Origin of the sequence: Sphingopyxis sp. (assembly GCF_016704835.1) — a bacterium.
Taxonomy (GTDB): domain Bacteria; phylum Pseudomonadota; class Alphaproteobacteria; order Sphingomonadales; family Sphingomonadaceae; genus Sphingopyxis.
Genome location: NZ_JADIZJ010000022.1, coordinates 105,319 through 127,408 on the forward strand (window position 1 = coordinate 105,319; position 22,090 = coordinate 127,408).

Genomic DNA, 22,090 nt, shown 5'->3' on the forward strand with positions numbered 1-22,090 from the left:
TGCTTTCGTTTCAACCTGAAACGGGTTTACGCGGCCGTCAAGGCGCGGCGCTCGCGCAATTCTCGGCGGGGGGTGGCAATTTTGTTGCGAATCTGTTATAATAAATATCAACGCGCTGACATTCTGCCTCCTGCCGTCACGGGCTGGGGCGTTTCGCGGCGTTCCGATGGAGCCATATCTCTTGTCACTCTGACTGGCTAGCGCCGAGCGACCGTAAATCCCCCTTGGCTAGAGGGCGGGATGCGCCGCTGTTGTCGCACTTTCAGATCGGGGTCAAGGCACAACAAAAGGAATTTGCATGTCCGTAAGCACGCTCTTGTTCGAAGTCGGTGATTATGTCGTTTATCCCAAACATGGCGTGGGGCGCGTCATCGAGTTGCAGAAATCGGAAATCGCCGGGATGCAGCTCGAACTTTATGTCCTGCGCTTCGAAAAGGAAAAAATGACGCTTCGTGTGCCGACGAACAAGGCCGAAGGCGTGGGCATGCGCAAGCTTTCGTCGGACAAGACGCTGAAGGAAGCGCTGCAGGTGCTGACCACCAAGCCGAAGGTCAAGCGCACCATGTGGTCGCGCCGTGCGCAGGAATATGAAGCGAAGATCAATTCGGGCGACCTGGTGTCGATCGCCGAAGTAACCCGCGACCTGTTCCGCGCCGACGACCAGCCCGAGCAGAGCTATTCGGAGCGCCAGATCTTCGAAGCGGCCTCGAGCCGCCTTGCGCGCGAACTGGGCGCGATGGAAGAAAGCGACGAAAAGACCGCGCAGGCGAAGATCCTCCAGATCCTCAACGAGCATGCGCCGCTGTATTACGTCGAAAAGGTGTAAGCACCCAAGGTAGTGACAAGGGAAAGGGCGGTCCGCGCGGGCCGCCCTTTTTCGTTGCCATGTTTGCGAGCAGAGCGAAGCACTATCCGGCTATCATGGTGTTTGGACGCCGGCTGGAGATTGCCGCGTCGCTACGCGCCTCGCAATGACAGGCTAAGGATAGCTCGCGCTAACGAAATACAGGCCATCCGGCGGCGCATTCAGCCCCAGCGCATTGCGATCCGCCGCCGCCAGCGCGTCCTTCAGATCGTCCGCCGACCAGCGGCCATGCCCGACCATCGACAGGCACCCGACGATCGAGCGAACCTGGTGGTGCAGGAAACTGCGCGCCGCCGCCTCGATGATCAGCTCGTCGCCGTGACGGCTGACGGCCAGCCTGTCGAGCGTCTTCACGGGGCTTTGCGACTGGCAATGCGCCGAGCGAAAGGTGGTAAAATCATGGAGGCCAATCAGCGCCTGCGCCGCAGCATGCATCGCATCGGCGTCCAAGGGCCGCGCGACCTGCCACGACAGCCCCTTGTCCCACGTCAGCGGCGCGCGGCGGTTGACGATGCGATATTCGTAACTGCGCCCGATGCAGGCAAAGCGCGCGTGCCAGTCGTCGGGGACGATCTCGGCCGCGAGCACCGCGACCGGCGCGGGGCGCAGCTGGGCATTGAGCGCCTCGGTCAGCTTGAACGGGGTCAGCGGCTTTTCGATATCGACATGCGCGCGCATCGCTATGGCATGGACCCCGGCGTCGGTGCGCCCGGCGCTGAAGACCTGCACGGGTTCGCCGGTGAAGCGGTGGATCGCTTCCTCGATCGTCTGCTGCACGCTGGGGCCATGCGCCTGCCGCTGCCAGCCCATATAGGGGCGGCCGTCATATTCGATGGTGAGGGCAAAGCGGGTCATGGGCGCCCGTCTGCGCGCTTATCGTCACCCTGGACTCGATCCGGGGTCCATTCCAGCGCCGTCGTCATGGACCCCGGTTCAAGTCCGGGGTGACCAATGATCGGTGGCTTTTTCATACGAGCCGCGTGCCCTTTGCGATTCCTCGCCCGCGCAGCAATTCGCCCGCCTCCATTGCAGGCTTGCCCGCCCGCTGCACCCGCGTTGCGCGGATCGCGCCCGGGTTGCAGGCGATGGTCAGCGCATCGTCGAGCGTCGTGCCGGGGAGGGCGCCCGCAACCGTCTCGCCCGGATGGACGACTTCGGCGGCCAAGATCTTGTACCGCTCGCCCTCCAGCTCGAAAAACGCCCCCGGCATCGGATTGAATGCACGTATCTGCCGCTCGACCTGTACCGCGCTGACCAGAAAATCGAGCCGCGCCTCGCTCTTGTCGATCTTGGCGGCATAGGTGACGCCTTCGTCGGGTTGCGGCACCGGGGGGAAGGCGTGGAGGTCGCTCAGCACCCGCCGCGTCATCAACGCGCCCATCTCGGCGAGTTCGTGGGTGAGCACGCCCGCAGTCTTGCGGCCGATCGGGGTCGGCTCGACAAGTCGCATCGCGCCGGTGTCGAGCCCGACGTCCATCTGCATGATCGTCACCCCGGTCTCGGCATCGCCAGCAAGAATAGCACGCTGCACCGGCGCCGCACCGCGCCAGCGCGGCAGGATCGAGCCATGGACGTTCAGGCATCCCTCGCGCGGCGCATCAAGGATCGCGGGCGGCAGGATCAGGCCGTAGGCGGCGACGACCGCGATATCGAGGTCGAGCGCGGCGAACTCGGCCTGTTCGTCGGCGCCCTTCAGACTTTTCGGAGTGCGGACGGGCAGGGCGTGCGTCTCGGCCCAATCGTTTACCGCGCTTTGTTGGATTTTCTTGCCGCGCTGCGCCGGCCGCGCAGGCTGAGTATAGACCGCCGCGATGTCGTGCCCCGCAGCGTGCAGCGCAGCGAGCGTCGGCACCGCAAAGGGCGGCGTTCCCATGAAAGCGATACGCATGGGTGCGGGCTTTGGCGGAGCGCGGCGCGACATTCAACCCCTCTCCCCTCGTGGGAGAGGGTAGCGAGACTCGCGACCTTGGTAACTCGTCGCAGCGGGAGAGGATTGTTGTGCGCCCGCGCGGGCCGCGATAGGTGCTGTGCATGGCCTCCACCGAAATCGAAGCCCTTGTCCAGCAACTCGCCCGCCTGCCGGGGCTCGGCCCGCGGTCGGCGCGGCGCGCGGTGCTGCATTTGATGAAGAAACGCGAGTCCGCTTTTGTGCCGCTGCTCGCGGCGCTGCAGACGGTGTCCGAACGGCTCGTCACCTGCACCATTTGCGGCAATGTCGACACCCGCGACCCCTGCGCGATCTGTGCCGACCCGCGCCGCGATACGCGCGCGCTGTGCGTGGTCGAGGAGGTGTCGGACCTGTGGGCGCTCGACAAGTCGCGGCTGTTTCCCGGCAAATATCATGTTCTGGGCGGGCGATTGTCGGCGCTGGAGGGCGTCCGCCCGCAGGATCTGGCCATCGACGCGCTGGTCGCGCGCGTCGCGGCGGGCGGTATCGACGAGGTCGTGCTGGCGATGAACGCGACGATGGAGGGGCAAACGACCGCGCACTATCTCGCCGAGCGGCTGGAGGGGTATCCGGTGCGACTGACGCAGCTGGCGCATGGTTTGCCGGTGGGGGGCGAGCTCGATTATCTCGATGAGGGGACGCTGGCGCAGGCGCTGCGGGCTAGAAGGCCGGTGGGTTGACGGCGGGCGTTCGAATTCATACCTGAGCCCCCATGGCCTTACTTCCCATCATAGAGACCCCGGATCCCCGGCTGCGCGTCATTTCGAAGCCCGTCGAAACCTTCGATGCCGAGCTGAAGCAGCTGGTCGCCGACATGTTCGAGACGATGTACGACGCGCCCGGCATCGGGCTGGCGGCGATTCAGGTCGGGGTGGCGAAACGCATCCTGGTGATCGACCTGCAGGAACCCGATCCCGAGGATGAGGAGGGCAAAAAGGTGATCCGCGAGCCGCGCGTGTTCATCAACCCCATGTTCTCCGACGAGAGCGAGGAGCACAGCGTCTATTCGGAAGGCTGCCTGTCGGTTCCCGAACAATATGCCGATGTGACGCGCCCCGCCGAGGTTACCGTCGATTGGCAGGACGAGGACGGCAAGCATCATCAGCAGCGCATGACCGGCCTGATGGCGACGTGTATCCAGCACGAGCACGACCATCTGGAAGGCATTCTCTTCATCGACCATCTGTCGCGGCTGAAGCGCGAGATGGTGCTGAAGAAGCTGATTAAGATGCGCAAAGCGGCGTGACCGGCTGAAGCCCCTCCCCGCAAGGGGGAGGGGAGAGCGGCTTTACCCCGCCTTTGCCACCGCGACCATCGCGGGACGCAGCAACCGGTCTTTCATCATATAACCTGCCTGCATTTCCTGCACGATCGTGCCGGGTGCGGCGTCGCTGCTCGGAATTTCCAGCATCGCCTGGTGCTGGTTGGGGTCGAGCGGCAGGCCGATCGCGGCGATGCGGGTGATGCCATTGCGTTCGAAGACACTGAGCAATTCGCGCTCGGTGGCTTCGAGGCCGGTGATCAGCGGCTTGATCGCGTCCGATGCGCGCTGTTCGTCGCTGAGCGCCGCGAGCGCGCGGCCGAGATTGTCGGCGACCGACAGGATATCGCGCGCAAATTTGGTCGCGGCATAGGCGTGCGCGTCGGCAATTTCCTTTTCCTTGCGGCGACCCAGATTCTGCGTCTCGGCGCGCGCGTAGAGCAGGTCTTGCTGTACTGCGGCGAGCTGTTCGCTCAGCTTGGCCAGTTCGTCATTTTCGCCCTGCTCGGGAGCCGCTACTTCGGGGGCGTCGGTTTCGGGGGTCGCGCTGTCGTCGACCGGGGTGTCATTTTCGATGTTCGTCATAAACCTATCGTATCAGTCTGGAGAGTGATTGTGCGGTGAAATCCACCATGGGAACGATGCGGGCATAGTTCAAGCGGGTGGGGCCGATAACCCCGACCACGCCGACCACGCGCCCGTCCGATCCGCGATAGGGCGCCGCTATCACGGAAGAGCCCGAAAGCGAGAATAATTTATTCTCCGACCCGATAAAAATACGGGTCGCGCTGCCGTCGCGGGCGCTGTCGAGCAATTGCGCGATGTCCTGTTTGGTTTCGAGTTCGTCGAGCAATTGCCGGACACGGTCGAGGTCGCCGACCGCGCTGTCGTCGAGCAGATTGGCCTGGCCGCGCACGATCAGCACCGGGCGGTCGGCGCCGTCGGACGACCAGATCGCGAGCCCGCGGCTGACCAGATCCTGCGCGGCGCGGTCGATCGCAATCCGCTCGGCCTCGATCTCATGTCGCACCCGCGCCATCGCTTCGGTGAGCGTCAGGCCCGCCAGCATCGCGCTGATGTAATTGCCCGCCTCGACCAGCGCCGACGGGTCGAGCCCGGGCGGGGTGTCGATGACGCGGTTCTCGACCGCACCATCGCCCGCGACGAGCACGACAAGCGCCTGCGCGTCGGACAGCGGGACGAAGGCGACCTGTTTCAGGATGCGCTCGTGCTTGGGGACGAGGACCAGCCCGGCGCACGCCGACAGTCCCGACAACGCCGAGGTCGCCTGCGCCAGCGCGCTTTCGATCGGACCGGCGTCGGACAGACTCGCCTCGATCTGCGCGCGGTCCTCGGCGCTCGGTTCGGCGACCTGCATCATGCCGTCGACGAAGAGGCGCAGACCCTGTTCGGTCGGCAGGCGTCCTGCGCTGGTGTGCGGACTGGCGAGCAGGCCGAATTCCTCCAGATCCTGCATGACGTTACGGATCGAGGCAGGGGAGAGGTTGAGCGCCGCGAGTTTCGACAATGTGCGCGAGCCAATCGGTTGCCCTGTTTCGAGATAAGCGTCGACGACCAGCCGGAACACGTCGCGGGCGCGCGTGGTGAGTTCGGTGATCGGCGCGGTGGTCATAGAGGGGATCTAGGGACGCGGAGGCGTGGGGGCAAGCGCCGGAGCCCTCTCCCATCGGAGAGGATGATTTGCGCTTGCTGCGCTTCACCGCTAAGCGCGCCGCACACAATCACAGGAGAATTCCCCATGCGCCCATCCGGCCGCGCCCCCGATCAGATGCGTCCGATCGCGATCGAAACCGCCTTCACCATCCACGCCGAGGGCAGCGTGCTGGTCAGCTTTGGCAACACCAAGGTGCTGGTGACCGCCAGCGTCGATGAAAAGGTGCCGCCGTTCCTGCGCGGCAAGGGGCAGGGATGGGTCACCGCCGAATATGGCATGCTGCCCCGCGCGACGCACACCCGCGGCAGCCGCGAAGCGGCAAAGGGCAAGCAGTCGGGGCGGACGCAGGAAATTCAGCGGCTTATCGGGCGTAGCTTGCGCGCTGTGGTAGACATGAAAAAGCTGGGAGAGCGCCAGATCGTCATCGATTGCGACGTCATCCAGGCCGATGGCGGTACCCGCACGGCATCGATTACGGGCGCATGGGTCGCGCTGCGCCTCGCGGTAGACACGCTGCTCGCGGCAAAGACGATCGCCGAGGATCCGATCTCGGACAAGGTCGGCGCGATTTCGTGCGGTATCTACAATGGCACCCCGGTACTCGACCTCGATTATGACGAGGATTCGGTCGCCGAAGCCGATGGCAATTTCGTGCTGACCGGTCGCGGCCAGATCGTCGAAGTCCAGGCGAGCGCCGAGGGCGCGACCTATGACGAGGAAGGGTTGCTGCGATTGCTGCGGCTGGCGCGGATCGGCTGCGGCGAGATTTTCGCGGCACAGGACAAGGCGACGGGGCGGCAATAACGTCGTCACCCCGGACCTGATCCGGGGTTCTTTGGCGGTGAAGGGCTGGATGCCGGATCAGGTCCGGCATGACGAATGACAGGGCAGGTTATGTCGCATCGAAAACTCACCCCCGGCAAACTCGTCATCGCCAGCCACAATGCGGGCAAGGTGCGCGAGATTCGGGCGTTGCTCGAACCATTCGGGATCGATCCGGTGTCGGCCGCCGACCTCGGCCTGCCCGAGCCCGCGGAGACGGGAACGACGTTCCGCGACAATGCGCTGCTTAAAGCGCATGCCAGCGCGGCGGCGGCGGGGCTGCCCGCACTCGCCGACGACAGCGGGCTGGAGGTTGCCGCGCTCGGCGGGCGCCCGGGGGTTTACACCGCCGACTGGGCCGAACGGCAAGCGTTTGAAGGCCCGCCCGGCCGCGACTGGTATATGGCGATGGGCAAAGTCGAAGGACTGCTCGCCGAGCAGGGGCCGGACGTCGACCGCAGCGCCTGCTTCGTCTGCACCCTCGCGCTCGCCTGGCCTGACGGTCATGCCGAGGTGTTCGAGGGGAGGGCGCAAGGCAGCCTCACCTGGCCGCCGCGCGGGATGCTCGGTTTCGGTTATGATCCGGTGTTCGTGCCAGTTGGCAAGTCATTGACTTATGCTGAAATTGAACCGGCTGAGAAGCATGCGATCAGCCACCGCGCCGATGCCTTTGCAAAGCTGGTGGCGGAAGCTTTTTAATTCCCCTCCCGCTGGCGGGAGGGCCGAGGGGAGGGGCCTGTGGCCACCACCGAACTACGAGACATGCCGTCCCGCGTCCCGTTCCGCCAGCAGGTGGGGAGCCCTGAACCGCTGGCGCTTTACGTCCATTGGCCGTTTTGCGTGTCGAAATGCCCCTATTGCGACTTCAACAGCCATGTCCGCGACCGCGTCGATCAGACGGCGTGGCGCGATGCCTTGCTGGCTGATTTGCGGCACGAGGCGGGGTTGCTGCCTGGCCGGGCCGTCGCTTCGATCTTTTTCGGTGGGGGGACGCCCAGCCTGATGCCGCCCGCGACCGTCGCCGCGGTGATCGCGGCTGCCGAGACCGAGTGGGGCTTGACCGATGACGTCGAGATCACGCTGGAGGCCAACCCGAACTCGGTCGAGGTCGCCAATTTCGCCGATCTCGCCGCCGCCGGGGTCAATCGCGTGTCGATCGGGGTTCAGAGCTTCGATGCCGAAGTGCTTGAATTTTTGGGGCGAGCGCACAGCGAAGACGAGGCACGCCGCGCCATTGCTACCGCACAGGAACATTTTGCACGCGTCAGTTTCGACCTGATCTATGCGCGCCCCGGCCAGACGATGGCGGCGTGGACAACCGAGCTGGCGGGCGCGCTCGCGTTCGGCACCGATCATCTCTCGCTCTACCAACTCACGATCGAGCCCGGCACGCGCTTTGCCACGCTGGCGGCGAAGGGCGAGCTGACGATCCCCGACGGCGATGCCGCCGCTGACCTGTTTGACGCGACGCAGGCAATGACATGTGCTGCGGGCCTACCGCGCTACGAGGTGTCGAACCATGCGCGGATCGGGCACGAGAGCCGCCACAACCTCGCCTACTGGCGCTACGCCGATTATGCCGGCGTCGGCCCCGGCGCGCATGGGCGGCGGCTCGGGCAGGCGACCGAACGGCACAAGAAGCCCGAGAATTTCATCGCCGCGGTCGAACGCAATGGGCATGGGCTGAAGGTCGAGAGCGACCTGCCCGCGCACGAGCGCGCAACCGAGGCGATGCTGATGGGGCTGCGGCTGCGAGAAGGGATCGATCTGGCGCGGATCGAGATGCGCAGCGAGCTGGCGCGCGCGGCGTTCGTCGATGGTGATGCGGTGGCGCGGTTGGTCGAGCAAGGACTGATGGCGCAGGAGCGCGACCGGCTGAGGGTGACCGACGACGGCATATTGCTCCTCGACTCGATCCTTTCCGAGGTGGTGCGGACGGGTTAAGCTACGCATGCCTCAACTGTCCTGAGCTTGTCGAAAGACCGTTTTTCCTGCACCGTGGCGAGAAGAACAGGGCTTCGCCAAGCTCAGCACGAACGGGATTTTGAGTGAGCCTCGATCTGATCCGAGACTGGGATGCCCATCTGGCGCATGAAAAACGCCGGTCAGAGCACACGCGCCGCGCCTATATCGCGACCGCCGAGCGTTTTTGCGCCTTCCTGTCGCAGCATCGCGGCGGCGCGGTCGATGGCCCGATGCTGGCCAAACTGACCCCGAACGACCTGCGCGCCTATCTTGCCGATCGCCGCGCCGACGGCCTCGGCAATGCCTCTGCCGCGCGCGAGTTGTCGGCGTTGCGCGGCTTCCTGCGCTTCGTCGGCGGCTCGGGCGCCAGCGTCCCTCCGCTCCGCGCGCCGCGGGTCAAGAAGGGGCTGCCGCGGCCTGTCTCGCCCACCGAGGCGCTCGCGCTGGCGCAGGATGTCGAGGACAATGCGCGGCAGGGATGGACCGGCGCGCGCGATTTTGCGCTGCTGTTGCTGCTTTACGGCGCGGGGCTGCGTATCGGCGAGGCGCTGGGGCTGACCGGCGCGGCGCTGCCGCTGGGCGTGACGCTGCGCGTCACCGGCAAGCGGAACAAGACGCGCGTCGTGCCGATCCTGCCTGCCGTGGCGGCGGCAGTGACGCGCTATGTCGATGCCTGTCCCTATCCGATCGCCAGGGATGCGCCGCTGTTCCTGGGGGCGCGCGGCGGGCCGCTGGCGCCCGGCGTCGTGCGCGCCAGCGTCCGAACGGCGCGGCGCGCGCTGGGGCTGTCCGAACGCACCACGCCGCATGCGCTGCGCCACAGTTTCGCGACGCACCTGCTGGCGGGCGGCGCCGATTTGCGAAGTTTGCAGGAACTGCTCGGCCATGCGAGCCTGGCGTCGACGCAGATTTACACCGCGGTCGATGCGGCGCATCTGCTCGACATTTACCGCAGCGCCCACCCGCGGGCCTGATCAATCCCAGCCGTCATTGCGAGCGAAGTGACCCAGAGCGGTTTACGCAGACTCTCGATTGCTGCATCGCTTCGCTCCTCGCAATGACGAGAAAATTCTAGTCAGCCCGCTTCGGCTTCCACGTCACGACGCGATAGAGATAAAGGAGCACCAGCGACCCGATCGCGACCAGCGCCACGGGGCCGACGAACGCATCCATATTGGCGAATTTGCCGCCGAACCAGTTGCCCGCCCCTGCCAGCGCAGTGATCCAGATCGTCGATCCTGCTGCGGTCCAGAGCAGGAATTTGGCCTGGTTCATCTTCACCATGCCCGCGGGGAGCGACACCATCGTGCGCGCCACCGGCATGAAGCGCGCAGCAAAGACGATGCCCGGACCATATTTCAAGAACCAGTTGTGCAGCCGCTCGACCTCGGCCCAGTCGAGCGTCAGCCAGCGGCCGTGCCGGTCGATGAAGGGTTTGAGACGATGATAGCCGATCCAGCGCCCGATGCCGTACCACACCCAATTACCGGCGGTTGTCCCCGCGACAGCGACCGCCACGAGGGTCCAGAAATCGAAATGGCCCTTGGCGACGGCAATGCCGCCAAGCCCCATGATGACTTCGGACGGGATCGGCGGGAAAATATTCTCGAGGACCATGAGGATGAAGATCCCCACATAGCCCCAGCTCTGGATCAGGTTCAGGATGAAATCGGTCATGACGCGGGGTAACGCACAGAGGGCGTCAACCGATCCGTCGGACGATCGCGTCCCAAATCATGCCCGCCGTGTCGCTGTTGTTGAACCGGTCGATCGCGACGATGCCGGTGGGCGAGGTGACGTTGATTTCGGTCAGCCATTCGCCGCCGATGACGTCGATGCCGACGAACACCAGTCCGCGTTCCTTGAGCGCGGGGCCGAGCGCGGCGCAGATCTCCTGTTCGCGCGGGGTCAGCGTCGTGGCTTCGGCAAAACCTCCGACTGCGAGGTTGGAGCGGAATTCGCCTTCGCCGGGCTTGCGGTTGATCGCGCCCGCGACTTCGCCGTCGATCAGCACAATGCGCTTATCGCCCTGCGAAACGCTGGGCAGGAACTGCTGAACCATGAAGGGTTCGGGCCAGACCTGTCCGAACAGTTCGACGAGCGCGCCGAGGTTGCTGCCGTCGGCGTCGATGCGAAACACCGCCTTGCCGCCATTGCCGTGCAGCGGCTTGATCACCACGGCGCCATAGCGGGCCTGAAAATCCTTCACTGCGTCGAGATCGCGGGTGACCATCGTCGGCGGCATATATTCGGGGAAATCGAGCACGAAGACTTTTTCGGGCGCATTGCGAACCGAGACGGGGTCGTTGACCACCAGCGTTTCGGCGGCGATCCGTTCGAGCAGCCAGGTGCCGGTGAGGTAACCGAGATCGAAGGGCGGATCCTGCCGCATCAGCACGACATCGACGTCGCGGCCGAGGTCGAGCGTGACCTGATCGCCGAAGCTGTAATGTGCGTCGGCCTCGCGCTTCACGTCCAGCACACGGTGCGCTTTGGTCGTCAGCCTCCCCGCCTCCCAGGTGAGCCCGCGGACGTCGTAATGATAGAGGGTGTAGCCGCGTTCGAGCGCCTTCAGCATCAGGGCGAAGCTGCTGTCGCCTCCGATGTTGATACCGTCCATCGGGTCCATTTGCACTGCGGCGCGCAGGGTCATTCGATATTCCTCAGGGTTGCCAGACGTGGACCAGATGGCGTGGCGGGCGCCCGGGCGCAAGACGCATCGCGTCAATGCGGATGTTGTCGTGCGGCCGCGCGAAGCGTGGGGCGAGCATTTTAGCCGCCGCGGCGACGCAGCGTCGGCGAAAGTGATCGATGGCAAGGTCACGGTCTTCCGAACGCTTGCGCCATTTCACCGCGGTGAATGCGGCGATGCGGCCGCGGCACGCGACCAGATCGACCTCGCCCGCCGCCGCGCGCAGCCGCTTGCCGAGGATGCGCCAGCCGTGCAGCCGCAGCGCCCAGGCCGCGCGGCGCTCGATCTTGCGCCCGGGTGCCTCGGCGCGCTTCAATCAGCATCCTTCAGCGCGAGCGCGCGGGCATAGACGTCATGGCGATCGAGCCCGAAGCGTTTGGCGACCGCTTTCGCTGCCTGCGCGACCGGTTTGTCGGCCATCGCGTCGCGCAGCGCCGCGGCGAGCGTCGCATCGTCGGCCTGTTCGAGCGCGGCTGCGCCCGGCGGGCCGACGACGACGACGATCTCGCCCTTCGGCGGCGCGTCGGCGTAGCGCGCAGCGAGTTCGCTCAAGGTGCCGGTTACGCATTCCTCGAACATCTTGCTGATCTCGCGCGCGACCGCGGCCTCGCGGTCGCCGAGCCCTGCGGCCATCGCGGCGAGGGCAGAGGCGAGGCGCGGGCCGCTTTCGTAAAACACCAAGGTCGCGCGCAGCCCGGCGAATTCGGCGAGCGTGTCGGCGCGCGCCTTGGCCTTTGACGGCAGAAATCCCGCGAACAGGAACCGGTCGCTCGGCAGCCCCGACAGGGTGATCGCGGCGATCGCAGCGCATGGGCCGGGCAGGGTAGCGATGTGCCGCCCGGCCGCGCGGGCATCGCGGACCAATTTGTACCCCGGGTCCGAAATCAGCGGGGTTCCCGCGTCCGACACCAAAACGACCACCTCTTCGGCCATCCGCGCCACCAGCGCCGCACGCGTCCGTTCGTCGCTGTGATCGTGATAGGGGGTCATCGGCACCCGCAAACCCAGATGCGACAAGAGCTTGGCGGTGACGCGCGTATCCTCGGCCGCGATCAGGTCGGCGCGCGCCAGCATCGCCCCGGCGCGTGCGGTGATGTCGCCGAGGTTGCCGATGGGGGTCGCGACGATATAGAGACCGGGCAAGGGAGAATTTGAGATGGTCGAATCTGGCATGACGCCGAAAATGGCAGAAACTGCTGCCGAGCGCCAAGCATATGCATCGCCGCGGCGGCAAATGCTGCGCGGACTCGGCGCCGTGGCGATGGCCGGCCTGCTTGCCGCATGTCAGGTCGTGCCCAAGACCGCTGGTCCGGCCGCGCCGCCGCCGCCCGAAACCCCGACCGACAATGTCGGTCCCGGCCTGCCAACCGATACCGATCGCCACCGCGTCGCGTTACTGGTGCCGCAGACCGGCCCGAACGCCGACGTCGGCATGGCGATCGCCAATGCGACCACGCTGGCCTTGCTCGATTCGCGTACCGAACGCGTCCGCATCACCACTTATGACACCGCGCTCGGCGCGGCGGCGGCGGCGCAGCAGGCGGTCGCTGACGGCAACCGGCTGATTCTCGGCCCGCTGCTCAGCGAAGACGTCGCGCAAGTTGCGCCGATCGCGCGCGATGCGAAGGTGCCGGTCCTCAGTTTTTCAAACGACAGCAGCGTCGCCGGTAATGGCGTCTTCATCATGGGCTTTGTCCCCGGCCAGTCGGTGGAGCGCGTCGTCGCCTTTGCGCGCGGCAAGGGGCATCAGCGCTTTGGCGCGCTGGTGCCGAAGAATGTCTATGGCGACCGTTCGGCTGCCGCCTTTCGCGCCGCGGTGAGCGCGGCGGGCGGGACGCTGGTCGCGGTCGAAAGCTATGACCGCAGCGCGACCGCGCTGACCGGAGCAGCGCGGCGGATCGCCAATGCCGGCGCGATTGACGCGGTGCTGATCGCCGACAGCGGCGGCAATGCAATCCGTGCGGTCCCGGTGATCAAGGGCGCCGGCCAGCGCCAGATTATGGGTACCGAACTGTGGAACACCGATGCGTCGCTGGGCACCAGCGCAGTGATGCGCGGCTCGTGGTTCGCCAGCGTTTCCGACGGCCTCTATGGCCAACTCGCCGGAAAATATCGCACACGCTTTGGCAAGGCGCCGTACCGGCTGGCAAGTCTGGGGTATGACTCGGTGCTGCTGACGGTCCGCATCGCGCGCGACTGGAAACCGGGGACCAGCTTTCCGGTGAACAAGCTGCTTTCAGCCGACGGCTTCGGCGGTATCGACGGTATTTTCCGTTTCAACAGTCGCGGCATTGCCCAGCGCGCGCTCGAGGTCAGCGAGATCGGCGCGGGGGGGTTCCGCGTCGTCGATCCCGCACCGACAAAATGGTGATCGGCGTGGCCTGACCGCCACAGTCGGTCGAAAAGCGTCACCTTCTTGCCACGCGCGGCCTTTACGGCACGCCCGCGTTCACTATATGAGCATGGCGTGCGTAAATCGCGCTGATTCCGCACGCCGCCCGTCAACGATCAGGAGATACAGCTATACCACCGCCCACGACTCGCCGCCCGATGGCGCCGATGCCGCCGAAAAACGGCCCGCGATACAATGAATTCATCGCCTCCCCCAAGGTCCGCGTGATCGATGAGGAAGGCGAAAATCTGGGCGTGATGCTGACCGCCGAAGCGATCGAGCAGGCGGCTTCTGTCGGGCTGGACCTGGTCGAAGTCTCCCCCAACGCCGATCCGCCGGTTTGCAAATTCCTCGACGTGGGCAAGTTCAAATACGAAGCGCAGAAAAAGGCGAACCTGGCGCGCAAGAGCCAGAAGACGCAGGAAATCAAAGAGATCAAGATGCGTCCGAATATCGACGATCATGATTTCGACGTGAAGATGCGCAAGGTTTTCGACTTCCTCGAGGAAGGCGACAAGGTCAAAATGACCATGCGTTTCCGCGGCCGCGAAATGAGCCACACCCAGCTGGGCCTGAACGTGCTGCAGCGCGTCGCCGAACTGACATCGGAAATTGCCAAGGTCGAGGCGCATCCGCGCACCGAAGGCCGTCAGATGCTGATGGTCATCGCGCCGAAGTGACTTTCATCATCCCGGCCTTCGCTGGGATGGCGAATTAGACATCGACAGAAAATTGCAGGGCGGTCGTTCCGATGGAGCGGCCGCCCGCTTCATATCGGCGCTCGACGATTTTCACGTTGCCATCCGCTGCGACTGCAACCAGCGTTGAAGCGCGGGTGCCATAAATGTCGCCGCGCAGGAACAGCGCAGGATCCGCCTCGGCGGTCAGTGTATCGAGCAAGCCTTCGGGGTCGGCGCGTGCCTCGACCACCGCCGCGAGCGCGGCGCGCAGCCGTTCGGCGCGCGGACAGGGGCTGTAGACGGGTTCGTTGGCGAGCGCGTGGATGCCCGCTCCAAGGGCCCTGATTTGGGATTGCGGTCGATTGGTCAGGAACCGGGCTTTGCCATCGCCAACAGCAAGCAGGTTGAAAGCGTTAAAGCTGCCGAGGTCGGTCGCCACCGGATCGGCGAAACGCCCGTCGCCGCGCAGCATGTCGGCAACCAGCGCCCCGCGCGATTCTTTGGTTGGATCGGGCATTGCGCCGCGCACATTGGTGACGACCACGATCCGCCCGCTCGCTGGATGCGCGCCGAGCCAGGTGCCGCCCGCCAACACATCGCGCCCCGCGACGATCCCGCTGCCATCGTCCCATGCACCAAGCGGTGCAGCGGGACGCGCATGAAATTCGTCCCGATTGCCGATGAGGATCAGCGGCCAGTCAGCATGAACCTGCCAGGCGAGGGCGACGACGCACATGCGTGCGCCTATCGCGTGTCGAGCGCTGCTTGCCAAGCGTCTTGACAAACTGCTTGGTTGAATGTTCAATCAAGTCATCTTGACGAGGGAGGACGCTGATGGCCGACGAATTCGAGAAGATGGGCGAAAGCCTTCGCGCCAAGACCGGCAAGGGACTCGACGAATGGATCGTCACCGCGCGCGCCGCTGGCATCGCAGGTCATATGGCGCTGGTTAACCACCTCAAATCAGCGCACGGGCTTGGTCACGGCTACGCCAATATGATCGTTCATGCTGCCAACGCATCGTCGGCGGCGTCGCAGGATGATGACGCGCTCGTCTCGGCAGCGTTTGAGGGCGCCAGGGCGCATTGGCGGCCGCTGTACGACCGGCTGGTCGCTCTGGTGCAGGAGTTCGGCGGCGACGTCGAGCTGGCGCCCAAAAAGGGCTATGTCAGCTTGCGCCGCAAGAAACAGTTCGCGCTGCTCCAGCCCTCGACCAAGGACCGCTTCGACATCGGTGTGGCGCTGAAGGGCGAGGCGCCCGCTGGCAAGCTCGAGCTCGCGGGCAGCTGGAACGCAATGGTGTCGCACCGGGTGCGGATCGCCGCGGGTGAGGAGGCTGGTGGCGACGTCGCCGATTGGCTGCGCGCCGCCTACGACCGGGCGGGCTAGGGCAGGACATGAACGCCACCGATACCCGCAACCGCATCCTGATGACTGCGATGGAGCTGTTCTGGGAGAAAGGCTATGGCTCGACGTCGATCGCCGATATCCTGTCGCGCAGTCAGATTCATTCGGGCAGCCTCTATCATTTTTTTCCGGGCAAGCAGGACGTGCTGGTCGGGGTGCTCGAGATGTATCGCGACGGCATCGAAGAGATGCTGTTCGCGCCGAACTGGCAGGGCGTCGACGATCCGATCGACCGGATCTTTGCGCTGCTTGCCGGCTATCGCACCCATCTGATCGTCACCGATTGTACCTACGGCTGCCCGATCGGCAGCCTCGCGCTCGAAATCCACGAGCCCGATCCGGTCGTGCGCGAGTTGATGGCGGCAAATTTCACCAACTGGTCGGCAGCGATCGCGGGCTGTTTCGATGCCGCGGGCGATCGCCTGCCGCGCGAAACCGACCGCGCAGCGCTCGGCGAATTTGTGCTGACCGTGATGGAGGGCGCGGTGATGCAGGCGCGTACCTATCGCGATATCGGCTATTTCGACCGCAACATCGCTGTATTGCAAGACTATATCACTGCATTGCTGGTATCGGCAAAGCGTGATAGCTTCGCCTGATCTTTCTGGAGGGGGAGACGATTATGACCGAAGCTGGAAAAACGCCGTGGCATCTGTGGGTGGTCGGCATCGTATCGCTGTTGTGGAATGCGTTTGGTGCGTTCGACTACACGATGACAAAGCTCAAAAATCCCGAATATATGGCTGCCTTCACCGCCGAGCAGCAGGCCTATTTCTACAGTTTTCCGCTGTGGGCGAATGTTGGCTGGGCGCTGGGGGTGTGGGGATCTCTGCTGGGATCGGTGCTGTTGCTGGTGCGCAGCCGCCACGCGGTGACCGCGTTTCTGCTTTCGCTCGTCGGGCTGGCGATCAGCTGCATCTATCAGTTCGGCATGCATTATGGCGATCTGGAACGGATGTTCGGATCGTTCCCGATGATCTTCACCGCGATGATCTGGGTGATCGTGATCGCGCTGTTTCTTTATGCGCGGCGACAGGCGGCATCGGGTGTGCTGCGCTGATTGAAAAAGGGGCGCCTCGATGGCGCCCCTTTTCGTTATCGCGCCCGAATGAAGGCGCGAATATCGGCTGACAATTTATGGCGATCCTCGTCGCGGATATACATCATGTGGCCCGCGCCATAATAGGTGTAGCTGATCCGGTCCTGCGGGATGCCGGTGCGTGACAGCGCATATTCGGCTGCGAAAAAGGGCGTTGCAAAGTCATAATAGCCTTGCGCGACGAGCACCTTCAGCCCCGAATTTTCGCGCAACGCCTGCCCGATATAGGGCGCGACATTCAGGTAGCTGTTGGCGTCGCGGTCGCCGATCCGCCAATCCCACTGGCCGCCGATCCGGCCGATCGACTGATATTCGCGGTCGGTCTTGAATCCCAGCCCGTCGCGGCTCCAGCTGTTGATCGCCGCAGTATAGCTCGCATCGATGCCATAGAAGCTGGGGTCGTTGTCCGGCCCTTCGCCTGCGCTGTCATAATCCTTGCCGGTGTAGCGGCTGTCGAGGCGCCCAACGGTCAGCCCGCGGTCGCGCAGCAGCTCCTTGTAGAAGCGGCTGGGCGTGACGCGCAGATCGGCGCTGTCGAGATAGGTTTCGGAAAGGCCGGTAAAGCGCGCTAGCTCGCGGCGGATCGCAGCGCGCTCTTCGCCCTGCAGCTTCTGCCCTTTCAGCAACGCCGTCGCATAGGGACCGATCGCCCATTGCCGCGCTTCTTCGACGAAAGCCTCGACCGACGGCGCGCTTGCCTTGCCATGATAAAGTGCGGTCGCGGCCATCGAGGGCAGGTTGGTGATCGGCGACAATTCATTGCCCGGCGTGTCGGCGCCCGCGGCGAAATCGAGCACGGTCGAAATCAGGATGATGCCGTTCAAGGCGACGTCGTTGTAGGTCTCGTTCATAAGCTGGTTGGCGACCGCGGCCGAGCGCGTCGTGCCATAGCTTTCTCCGCCGAGATATTTGGGGCTGTTCCAGCGGCCATTGTCGTTGAGCCAGCGGCGGATGACTTCGGCAACCAGCTTGGCGTCCTGCGTCACCCCGTAATAATCCTTGGGGTCGGCCTTGCCGATGAGGTGCGAGAAGCCGGTGCCGGGCGGATCGATGAACACGACGTCGGTCACGTCCATCAGCGCGTCGGGGTTGTCGACGATCGGATAAGGCGGGGCGCCATCGTCAACGCCGGTGCCGGGGATTGCGACGCGCTTCGGTCCGAACGCCCCCATCATCAGCCAAACGGTGCCCGAGCCGGGGCCACCGTTGAACAGGAAGGTGATTGGCCGGTTCGGGTCGCGCGGTTCCTTGACGTACGACGTCGTCACGACTGCAACTTCGGGCACGCCCTCCTTGTTCTTGATGATCGTCTCGCCGATCGTCGCGGCATAGTTGATCCGCTGCCCGCCGAAGCTTCCAGACAGCTTGGTGGTGCGCACCTGCGGTTCGTATTCAGCGGGCTTTTCGGCCTTCGCCTTGTCGGCGGCATCCTGCGCATAGAGGACCGACGGCGCGGCGGCGGCAAGCGCCAGCGCGAGAAGCGAAAGACCCGATTTCATTTTGATTTCTCCCCGATTGCGAGGGCGACCCTATGCAGCGCCTGCGGATGCAGCAAGGCTACTTGTCGGTTACAACGGGGCTTTTGTCGAAGTGCGCGCCTAGCGCCCCCATTTCGTCTTGCTCTGTTTCCCGAACCGCCCCTTGCGCGTCCCGGGCTTGCCTTCGTTCGAGCGCCCGACGCGCGGCGCGACCTGCTCGCCTGCGGGAAGCCCCAGTTCATCGGCTTCCAGCTTGCGGATTTCGTCGCGCAACCGTCCGGCCTCTTCAAACTCCAGGTCGGCCGCCGCATCGCGCATCCGCTTTTCCAGATCCTGGATATAGGCGCGCAGATTGTGCCCCACCATGTGCGCCGGCTTGTCGTCGCCGATGTCGATCACGACGCCGTCCTTCGAGGCTACATGTGCGATGATGTCGCCGATGTTGCGCTTGATCGTCGTCGGCGTGATGCCATGTTCCAGGTTGAAGGCGTGCTGCTTTTCGCGGCGGCGGTCGGTTTCGCGCATCGCGCGTTCCATGCTGCCAGTGATGCGGTCGGCGTAGAGGATCACGCGGCCGTCGACGTTGCGCGCGGCGCGGCCGATCGTTTGCACCAGCGACGTTTCGCTGCGCAAGAACCCTTCCTTGTCAGCGTCGAGGATTGCGACCAGCCCGCATTCGGGAATGTCGAGACCTTCGCGCAGCAGGTTGATCCCGATCAGCACATCAAAGACACCACGGCGAAGGTCGCGGATGATCTCGATACGCTCCAGCGTCTCGATGTCGCTGTGCATATAGCGGACCTTCATTCCCGCTTCGTGCAGGAATTCGGTCAGATCCTCGGCCATGCGCTTGGTCAGCGTCGTGACCAGCGTTCGGTACCCCGCCGCAGCGGTCTTTTTCGCTTCGACGATCAGGTCGTCGACCTGCTCCTCGACCGGCTTGATCTCGACCGGCGGATCGATCAGCCCGGTAGGGCGGATCACCTGTTCGGCGAACACGCCCTGCGTGCGGTCCATCTCCCATGTGCCGGGGGTCGCCGACACGCTCACCGTCTGCGGGCGCATCATGTCCCATTCGGCAAAGCGCAGCGGCCGGTTGTCGATGCAACTGGGCAGACGGAAGCCATATTCGGCGAGCGTAATCTTGCGGCGGTGATCGCCTTTGCTCATCGCGCCGATCTGCGGCACGGTTTGATGGCTTTCATCGACGAACAACAGCGCGTTGTCGGGCAGATATTCGAACAGCGTCGGCGGCGGTTCGCCGGGCAGGCGGCCGGTCAGGAAGCGGCTGTAATTCTCGATCCCGGCGCAGCTGCCCGTCGCGGCGATCATTTCGAGGTCGAAATTTGTGCGTTGCTCCAGCCGCTGAGCCTCGAGCAGGCGGCCCTCGGCTTCCAGTTCCTTGAGCCGCTCGGTCAGCTCGTGCCTGATCGCCTCGCTCGCCTGCTTGAGCGTCGGCCCCGGCGTCACATAGTGCGAGTTAGCATAGATGCGGACATGGTCGAGCGTCGCGATCTTCTTGCCGGTCAGCGGGTCGAACTCGGTGATTTCCTCGATCTCGTCGCCAAAGAAGCTGATCCGCCACGCCATGTCTTCGTAGTGCGACGGGAAGATTTCAAGATTGTCGCCGCGGACGCGGAAATTGCCGCGCGCGAACGCCTGATCGTTGCGCTTGTACTGGAGTGCGACGAGCTTGCGGATGATCTCGCGATTGTCGGCGACCTGGCCTTTCTTCAAATCGAAGATCATCGCCGAATAGGTCTCGACCGAGCCGATGCCATAGAGGCACGACACCGACGCGACGATGATCACATCATCGCGTTCGAGCAACGCGCGCGTCGCCGAATGGCGCATGCGGTCGATCGCCTCGTTTACCGAGCTTTCCTTCTCGATGTACGTGTCCGACCGCGGCACATAGGCTTCGGGCTGGTAATAGTCGTAATAGCTGACGAAATATTCGACCGCATTGTTCGGGAAGAAGCTTTTGAACTCGCCATATAATTGTGCGGCCAGGATCTTGTTCGGAGCGAGGATCAGCGCGGGGCGTTGCAACGCCTCGATCATCTTGGCCATCGTGAAGGTTTTGCCCGATCCGGTGACGCCGAGCAGCACCTGATCGCGCTCGCCGGTCAGCGCGGTATCGACCAGTTCGCGGATCGCGGTGGGCTGGTCACCCGCCGGTTCATAGTCGCTAACCAGTTCAAAACGCTTGCCGCCTTCGACCTTGTCGGGGCGCGCGGGACGGTGCGGGACATAGCCCTCCGCCGTGTCGATTTCATCGAGCGATGTACGAATCTGAATTGCCATTGCCGACAATATGGTATCGATGGCGCGGGTCCACAATCGCAATGAGTCCGCCACAGAGCAGGCAGCGGCTAGTCACAGGAGACAGGGTATGAAAAAGATTTTGACGATTGCAGCCGTCGGCACGCTCTTGGCGGTGGCCGGCTGCGGTAAAAGCGAGAATGCCGGCGGCGCGGTGAAGCGCGAGGCCGGTAACTGGAAAACCGACGTCAAGCTGGTGAAATTCGAAGTCCCCGGCATGCCCCCCGAAATGAAAGAGGGCATGGCGAAGATGATGGAAGGCGCCAGCGGCATGGATCAGTGCTTCACCCAGGAGCAGGTCGACAAGGAAGATATCGCCTCCGAACTCGCCAAGGGTCCGGGCAATGGCGGCGAGTGCAAGTGGTCGAAAAAGAATATCGCGGGCGGCACGATCGACATCGCCGGTACCTGTACCGCCAACGGCCAGACGGTCGACATGGCGATGAACGGCACGATGGAAGCCAAGAAGAGCGACGTCACGATCACCACCAAGGGCAAGATTCCCACGGGCGGCGACATGGAAATGGTCATGCAGATGACCAGCACCCACACCGGTCCATGCAAGGCGCCGGCAACGACCTGAGCGCTTTTTGTGGCTTGAGAAAAAGGAGCGGGGCGCTGGCGAAAGCCGGCGCCCTTTTTCACGGCCGCCGACGAAGGAGCAAGAAGATGCTCGGCTATGTGACGATGGGAACCGACGATCTGGAGCGCGCGCGCGAATTTATGCTGCGCTGCTGGGTACGATCGGTGCAAGTGAATTGATGCGGATGTCGGACGACGACAATGGCTTTACGCTTTATGCGACAGGCTGGGGGCAACCCGGGATCGCGGTAACGCGGCCCTATGATGGTCAGCCGACACATGCCGGGAACGGCCATATGGCCGCGATCGTCGTCGATGCACGCGCCAAAGTCGATGGCGTGCATGCCAAGGCAATCGCGCTGGGCGGCACTTGCGAAGGTCCGCCGGGCGTCCGCGGCGACGAGGGCGATCAGGCGTTTTACGCCGCCTGTTTCCGCGATCTCGACGGCAACAAGCTGTGCGTCTTTCGCATCGGTCCGGCCTGACGGCAGCGGCCAGGGCTTCGATCGACTTGCCGGGTGGGCAACAGGTGGGGCTGTCGATCCACCCGGCGAAGTCTTGAACTGAAGCCGGAGGGGGTCTGAAGAATGCCAGGGACCAGCTCGCACCCTTCGCCTGTCGGCCTCAACGCCGCGTCATCGTAGGAATGACACGGCCCCCTAAGAATGACAGGGTTTCGCCATCGGGGCAGTTACAAGGGGTCACATGGCGCCATGTCGCCATTTGTTAACCCTTACTTCACCAGGTTTCCGCTTTTGTGCTTGCGGATTGGCGAAGGTCCGTGCTTTTGATATGTCGAACCTCGCGCCTGTTACCGTTACGTCGAAGTAACAACTACTGGTCGCGCGTGTTGAATGGCGTATCACCCGCACCGTCCGTCACGGGCATTTGAGGGTAGC

The 22,090-nt window shown here is 64.2% G+C and carries 25 protein-coding genes; 14 read left to right on the forward strand and 11 right to left on the reverse strand.

The window, feature by feature from the left end:
• Positions 1-298: 298 nt before the first annotated feature.
• Positions 299-826 (forward strand): CarD family transcriptional regulator, encoded by a 528-nt coding sequence (locus IPF76_RS20440; RefSeq protein ID WP_293847515.1) that lies wholly within the window; start codon positions 299-301, stop codon positions 824-826.
• Between the two features lie 153 nt (positions 827-979).
• Here IPF76_RS20440 and truA read toward each other — a convergent pair whose 3' ends face one another.
• Together truA and fmt are read right to left on the reverse strand one after the other, a co-directional pair.
• Complete coding sequence (truA, locus tag IPF76_RS20445) at positions 980-1,720, reverse strand: tRNA pseudouridine(38-40) synthase TruA (RefSeq protein ID WP_293847516.1); 741 nt, start codon at positions 1,718-1,720, stop codon at positions 980-982.
• A gap of 112 nt (positions 1,721-1,832) precedes the next feature.
• The gene (gene fmt / locus IPF76_RS20450) at positions 1,833-2,753 is read right to left on the reverse strand and encodes a methionyl-tRNA formyltransferase (protein WP_293847517.1); all 921 of its coding nucleotides are present in this window, start codon (positions 2,751-2,753) and stop codon (positions 1,833-1,835) included.
• Positions 2,754-2,896: 143 nt separating this feature from the next.
• On the opposite strand from fmt, the gene recR reads away from it, so the two are divergent.
• Both recR and def read left to right on the forward strand, forming a co-directional pair.
• The gene (gene recR, locus IPF76_RS20455) at positions 2,897-3,493 is read left to right on the forward strand and encodes a recombination mediator RecR (RefSeq protein ID WP_293847518.1); all 597 of its coding nucleotides are present in this window, start codon (positions 2,897-2,899) and stop codon (positions 3,491-3,493) included.
• A gap of 32 nt (positions 3,494-3,525) precedes the next feature.
• A complete protein-coding gene (def, locus tag IPF76_RS20460) occupies positions 3,526-4,059 on the forward strand; it encodes a peptide deformylase (RefSeq protein WP_293847519.1) in 534 nt (177 codons plus the stop codon).
• 42 nt (positions 4,060-4,101) lie between these two features.
• Here def and grpE read toward each other — a convergent pair whose 3' ends face one another.
• A complete protein-coding gene (grpE, locus tag IPF76_RS20465; RefSeq protein ID WP_293847520.1) occupies positions 4,102-4,659 on the reverse strand; it encodes a nucleotide exchange factor GrpE in 558 nt (185 codons plus the stop codon).
• A 4-nt stretch (positions 4,660-4,663) separates the two neighbouring features.
• Entirely contained in the window at positions 4,664-5,707 is a 1,044-nt protein-coding gene (gene hrcA, locus IPF76_RS20470) for a heat-inducible transcriptional repressor HrcA (RefSeq protein WP_293847521.1), read from the reverse strand.
• A 126-nt stretch (positions 5,708-5,833) separates the two neighbouring features.
• Here hrcA and rph point away from each other — a divergent pair, with 126 nt between their 5' ends.
• The 4 genes from rph (at position 5,834) to IPF76_RS20490 (ending at position 9,510) form a co-directional block, all read left to right on the forward strand.
• Positions 5,834-6,553 carry a ribonuclease PH gene (gene rph / locus IPF76_RS20475; RefSeq protein WP_293847522.1) on the forward strand — a complete coding sequence of 240 codons (720 nt, stop codon included), beginning with the start codon at positions 5,834-5,836 and terminating at the stop codon, positions 6,551-6,553.
• A gap of 90 nt (positions 6,554-6,643) precedes the next feature.
• On the forward strand, positions 6,644-7,270 hold the full coding sequence (gene rdgB / locus IPF76_RS20480) for an RdgB/HAM1 family non-canonical purine NTP pyrophosphatase (protein WP_293847523.1): 627 nt from the start codon (positions 6,644-6,646) through the stop codon (positions 7,268-7,270).
• 63 nt (positions 7,271-7,333) lie between these two features.
• Complete coding sequence (gene hemW, locus IPF76_RS20485; RefSeq protein ID WP_293847554.1) at positions 7,334-8,515, forward strand: radical SAM family heme chaperone HemW; 1,182 nt, start codon at positions 7,334-7,336, stop codon at positions 8,513-8,515.
• A gap of 104 nt (positions 8,516-8,619) precedes the next feature.
• Entirely contained in the window at positions 8,620-9,510 is an 891-nt protein-coding gene (locus IPF76_RS20490) for a tyrosine recombinase XerC (protein WP_293847524.1), read from the forward strand.
• Between the two features lie 97 nt (positions 9,511-9,607).
• Here the strand turns inward: IPF76_RS20490 and IPF76_RS20495 are convergent, their stop codons facing one another.
• Genes IPF76_RS20495 through rsmI form a run of 4 tightly spaced genes read right to left on the reverse strand, consistent with a single transcriptional unit; the run spans position 9,608 to position 12,401 of the window.
• Positions 9,608-10,213, reverse strand: coding sequence for a DedA family protein (locus IPF76_RS20495; RefSeq protein ID WP_293847525.1), 606 nt, complete (start codon positions 10,211-10,213; stop codon positions 9,608-9,610).
• Between the two features lie 25 nt (positions 10,214-10,238).
• The gene (gene gshB / locus IPF76_RS20500) at positions 10,239-11,189 is read right to left on the reverse strand and encodes a glutathione synthase (RefSeq protein ID WP_293847526.1); all 951 of its coding nucleotides are present in this window, start codon (positions 11,187-11,189) and stop codon (positions 10,239-10,241) included.
• Positions 11,190-11,199: 10 nt separating this feature from the next.
• A complete protein-coding gene (locus IPF76_RS20505) occupies positions 11,200-11,544 on the reverse strand; it encodes a YraN family protein (RefSeq protein ID WP_293847527.1) in 345 nt (114 codons plus the stop codon).
• Entirely contained in the window at positions 11,541-12,401 is an 861-nt protein-coding gene (gene rsmI, locus IPF76_RS20510; protein WP_293847528.1) for a 16S rRNA (cytidine(1402)-2'-O)-methyltransferase, read from the reverse strand. The genes IPF76_RS20505 and rsmI overlap by 4 nt, the downstream gene beginning before the upstream one ends.
• Positions 12,402-12,462: 61 nt before the next feature.
• Between rsmI and IPF76_RS20515 the strand changes: the two genes are divergently transcribed.
• Together IPF76_RS20515 and infC are read left to right on the forward strand one after the other, a co-directional pair.
• Positions 12,463-13,599 carry a penicillin-binding protein activator gene (locus IPF76_RS20515; RefSeq protein ID WP_293847555.1) on the forward strand — a complete coding sequence of 379 codons (1,137 nt, stop codon included), beginning with the start codon at positions 12,463-12,465 and terminating at the stop codon, positions 13,597-13,599.
• 179 nt (positions 13,600-13,778) lie between these two features.
• On the forward strand, positions 13,779-14,300 hold the full coding sequence (infC, locus tag IPF76_RS20520; protein ID WP_293847529.1) for a translation initiation factor IF-3: 522 nt from the start codon (positions 13,779-13,781) through the stop codon (positions 14,298-14,300).
• 34 nt (positions 14,301-14,334) lie between these two features.
• Here the strand turns inward: infC and IPF76_RS20525 are convergent, their stop codons facing one another.
• Positions 14,335-15,036 carry an NRDE family protein gene (locus IPF76_RS20525; RefSeq protein ID WP_293847530.1) on the reverse strand — a complete coding sequence of 234 codons (702 nt, stop codon included), beginning with the start codon at positions 15,034-15,036 and terminating at the stop codon, positions 14,335-14,337.
• Between the two features lie 98 nt (positions 15,037-15,134).
• On the opposite strand from IPF76_RS20525, the gene IPF76_RS20530 reads away from it, so the two are divergent.
• The 3 genes from IPF76_RS20530 to IPF76_RS20540 are packed head-to-tail and all read left to right on the forward strand — an operon-like array spanning position 15,135 to position 16,767.
• Complete coding sequence (locus IPF76_RS20530; protein ID WP_293847531.1) at positions 15,135-15,689, forward strand: DUF4287 domain-containing protein; 555 nt, start codon at positions 15,135-15,137, stop codon at positions 15,687-15,689.
• A gap of 8 nt (positions 15,690-15,697) precedes the next feature.
• A complete protein-coding gene (locus IPF76_RS20535) occupies positions 15,698-16,306 on the forward strand; it encodes a TetR/AcrR family transcriptional regulator (RefSeq protein WP_293847532.1) in 609 nt (202 codons plus the stop codon).
• Positions 16,307-16,329: 23 nt separating this feature from the next.
• Positions 16,330-16,767, forward strand: coding sequence for a hypothetical protein (locus tag IPF76_RS20540; protein ID WP_293847533.1), 438 nt, complete (start codon positions 16,330-16,332; stop codon positions 16,765-16,767).
• Between the two features lie 35 nt (positions 16,768-16,802).
• Here IPF76_RS20540 and IPF76_RS20545 read toward each other — a convergent pair whose 3' ends face one another.
• Both IPF76_RS20545 and uvrB read right to left on the reverse strand, forming a co-directional pair.
• Complete coding sequence (locus IPF76_RS20545; RefSeq protein ID WP_293847534.1) at positions 16,803-18,305, reverse strand: peptidase S10; 1,503 nt, start codon at positions 18,303-18,305, stop codon at positions 16,803-16,805.
• 99 nt (positions 18,306-18,404) lie between these two features.
• Positions 18,405-20,591 (reverse strand): excinuclease ABC subunit UvrB, encoded by a 2,187-nt coding sequence (gene uvrB / locus IPF76_RS20550; RefSeq protein WP_293847556.1) that lies wholly within the window; start codon positions 20,589-20,591, stop codon positions 18,405-18,407.
• Positions 20,592-20,679: 88 nt separating this feature from the next.
• On the opposite strand from uvrB, the gene IPF76_RS20555 reads away from it, so the two are divergent.
• Positions 20,680-21,192, forward strand: a complete 513-nt coding sequence (locus IPF76_RS20555) for a DUF3617 domain-containing protein (protein ID WP_293847535.1) — start codon at positions 20,680-20,682, stop codon at positions 21,190-21,192.
• A gap of 184 nt (positions 21,193-21,376) precedes the next feature.
• On the forward strand, positions 21,377-21,676 hold the full coding sequence (locus IPF76_RS20560) for a VOC family protein (protein WP_366499762.1): 300 nt from the start codon (positions 21,377-21,379) through the stop codon (positions 21,674-21,676).
• The last annotated feature ends 414 nt before the right edge of the window (positions 21,677-22,090 follow it).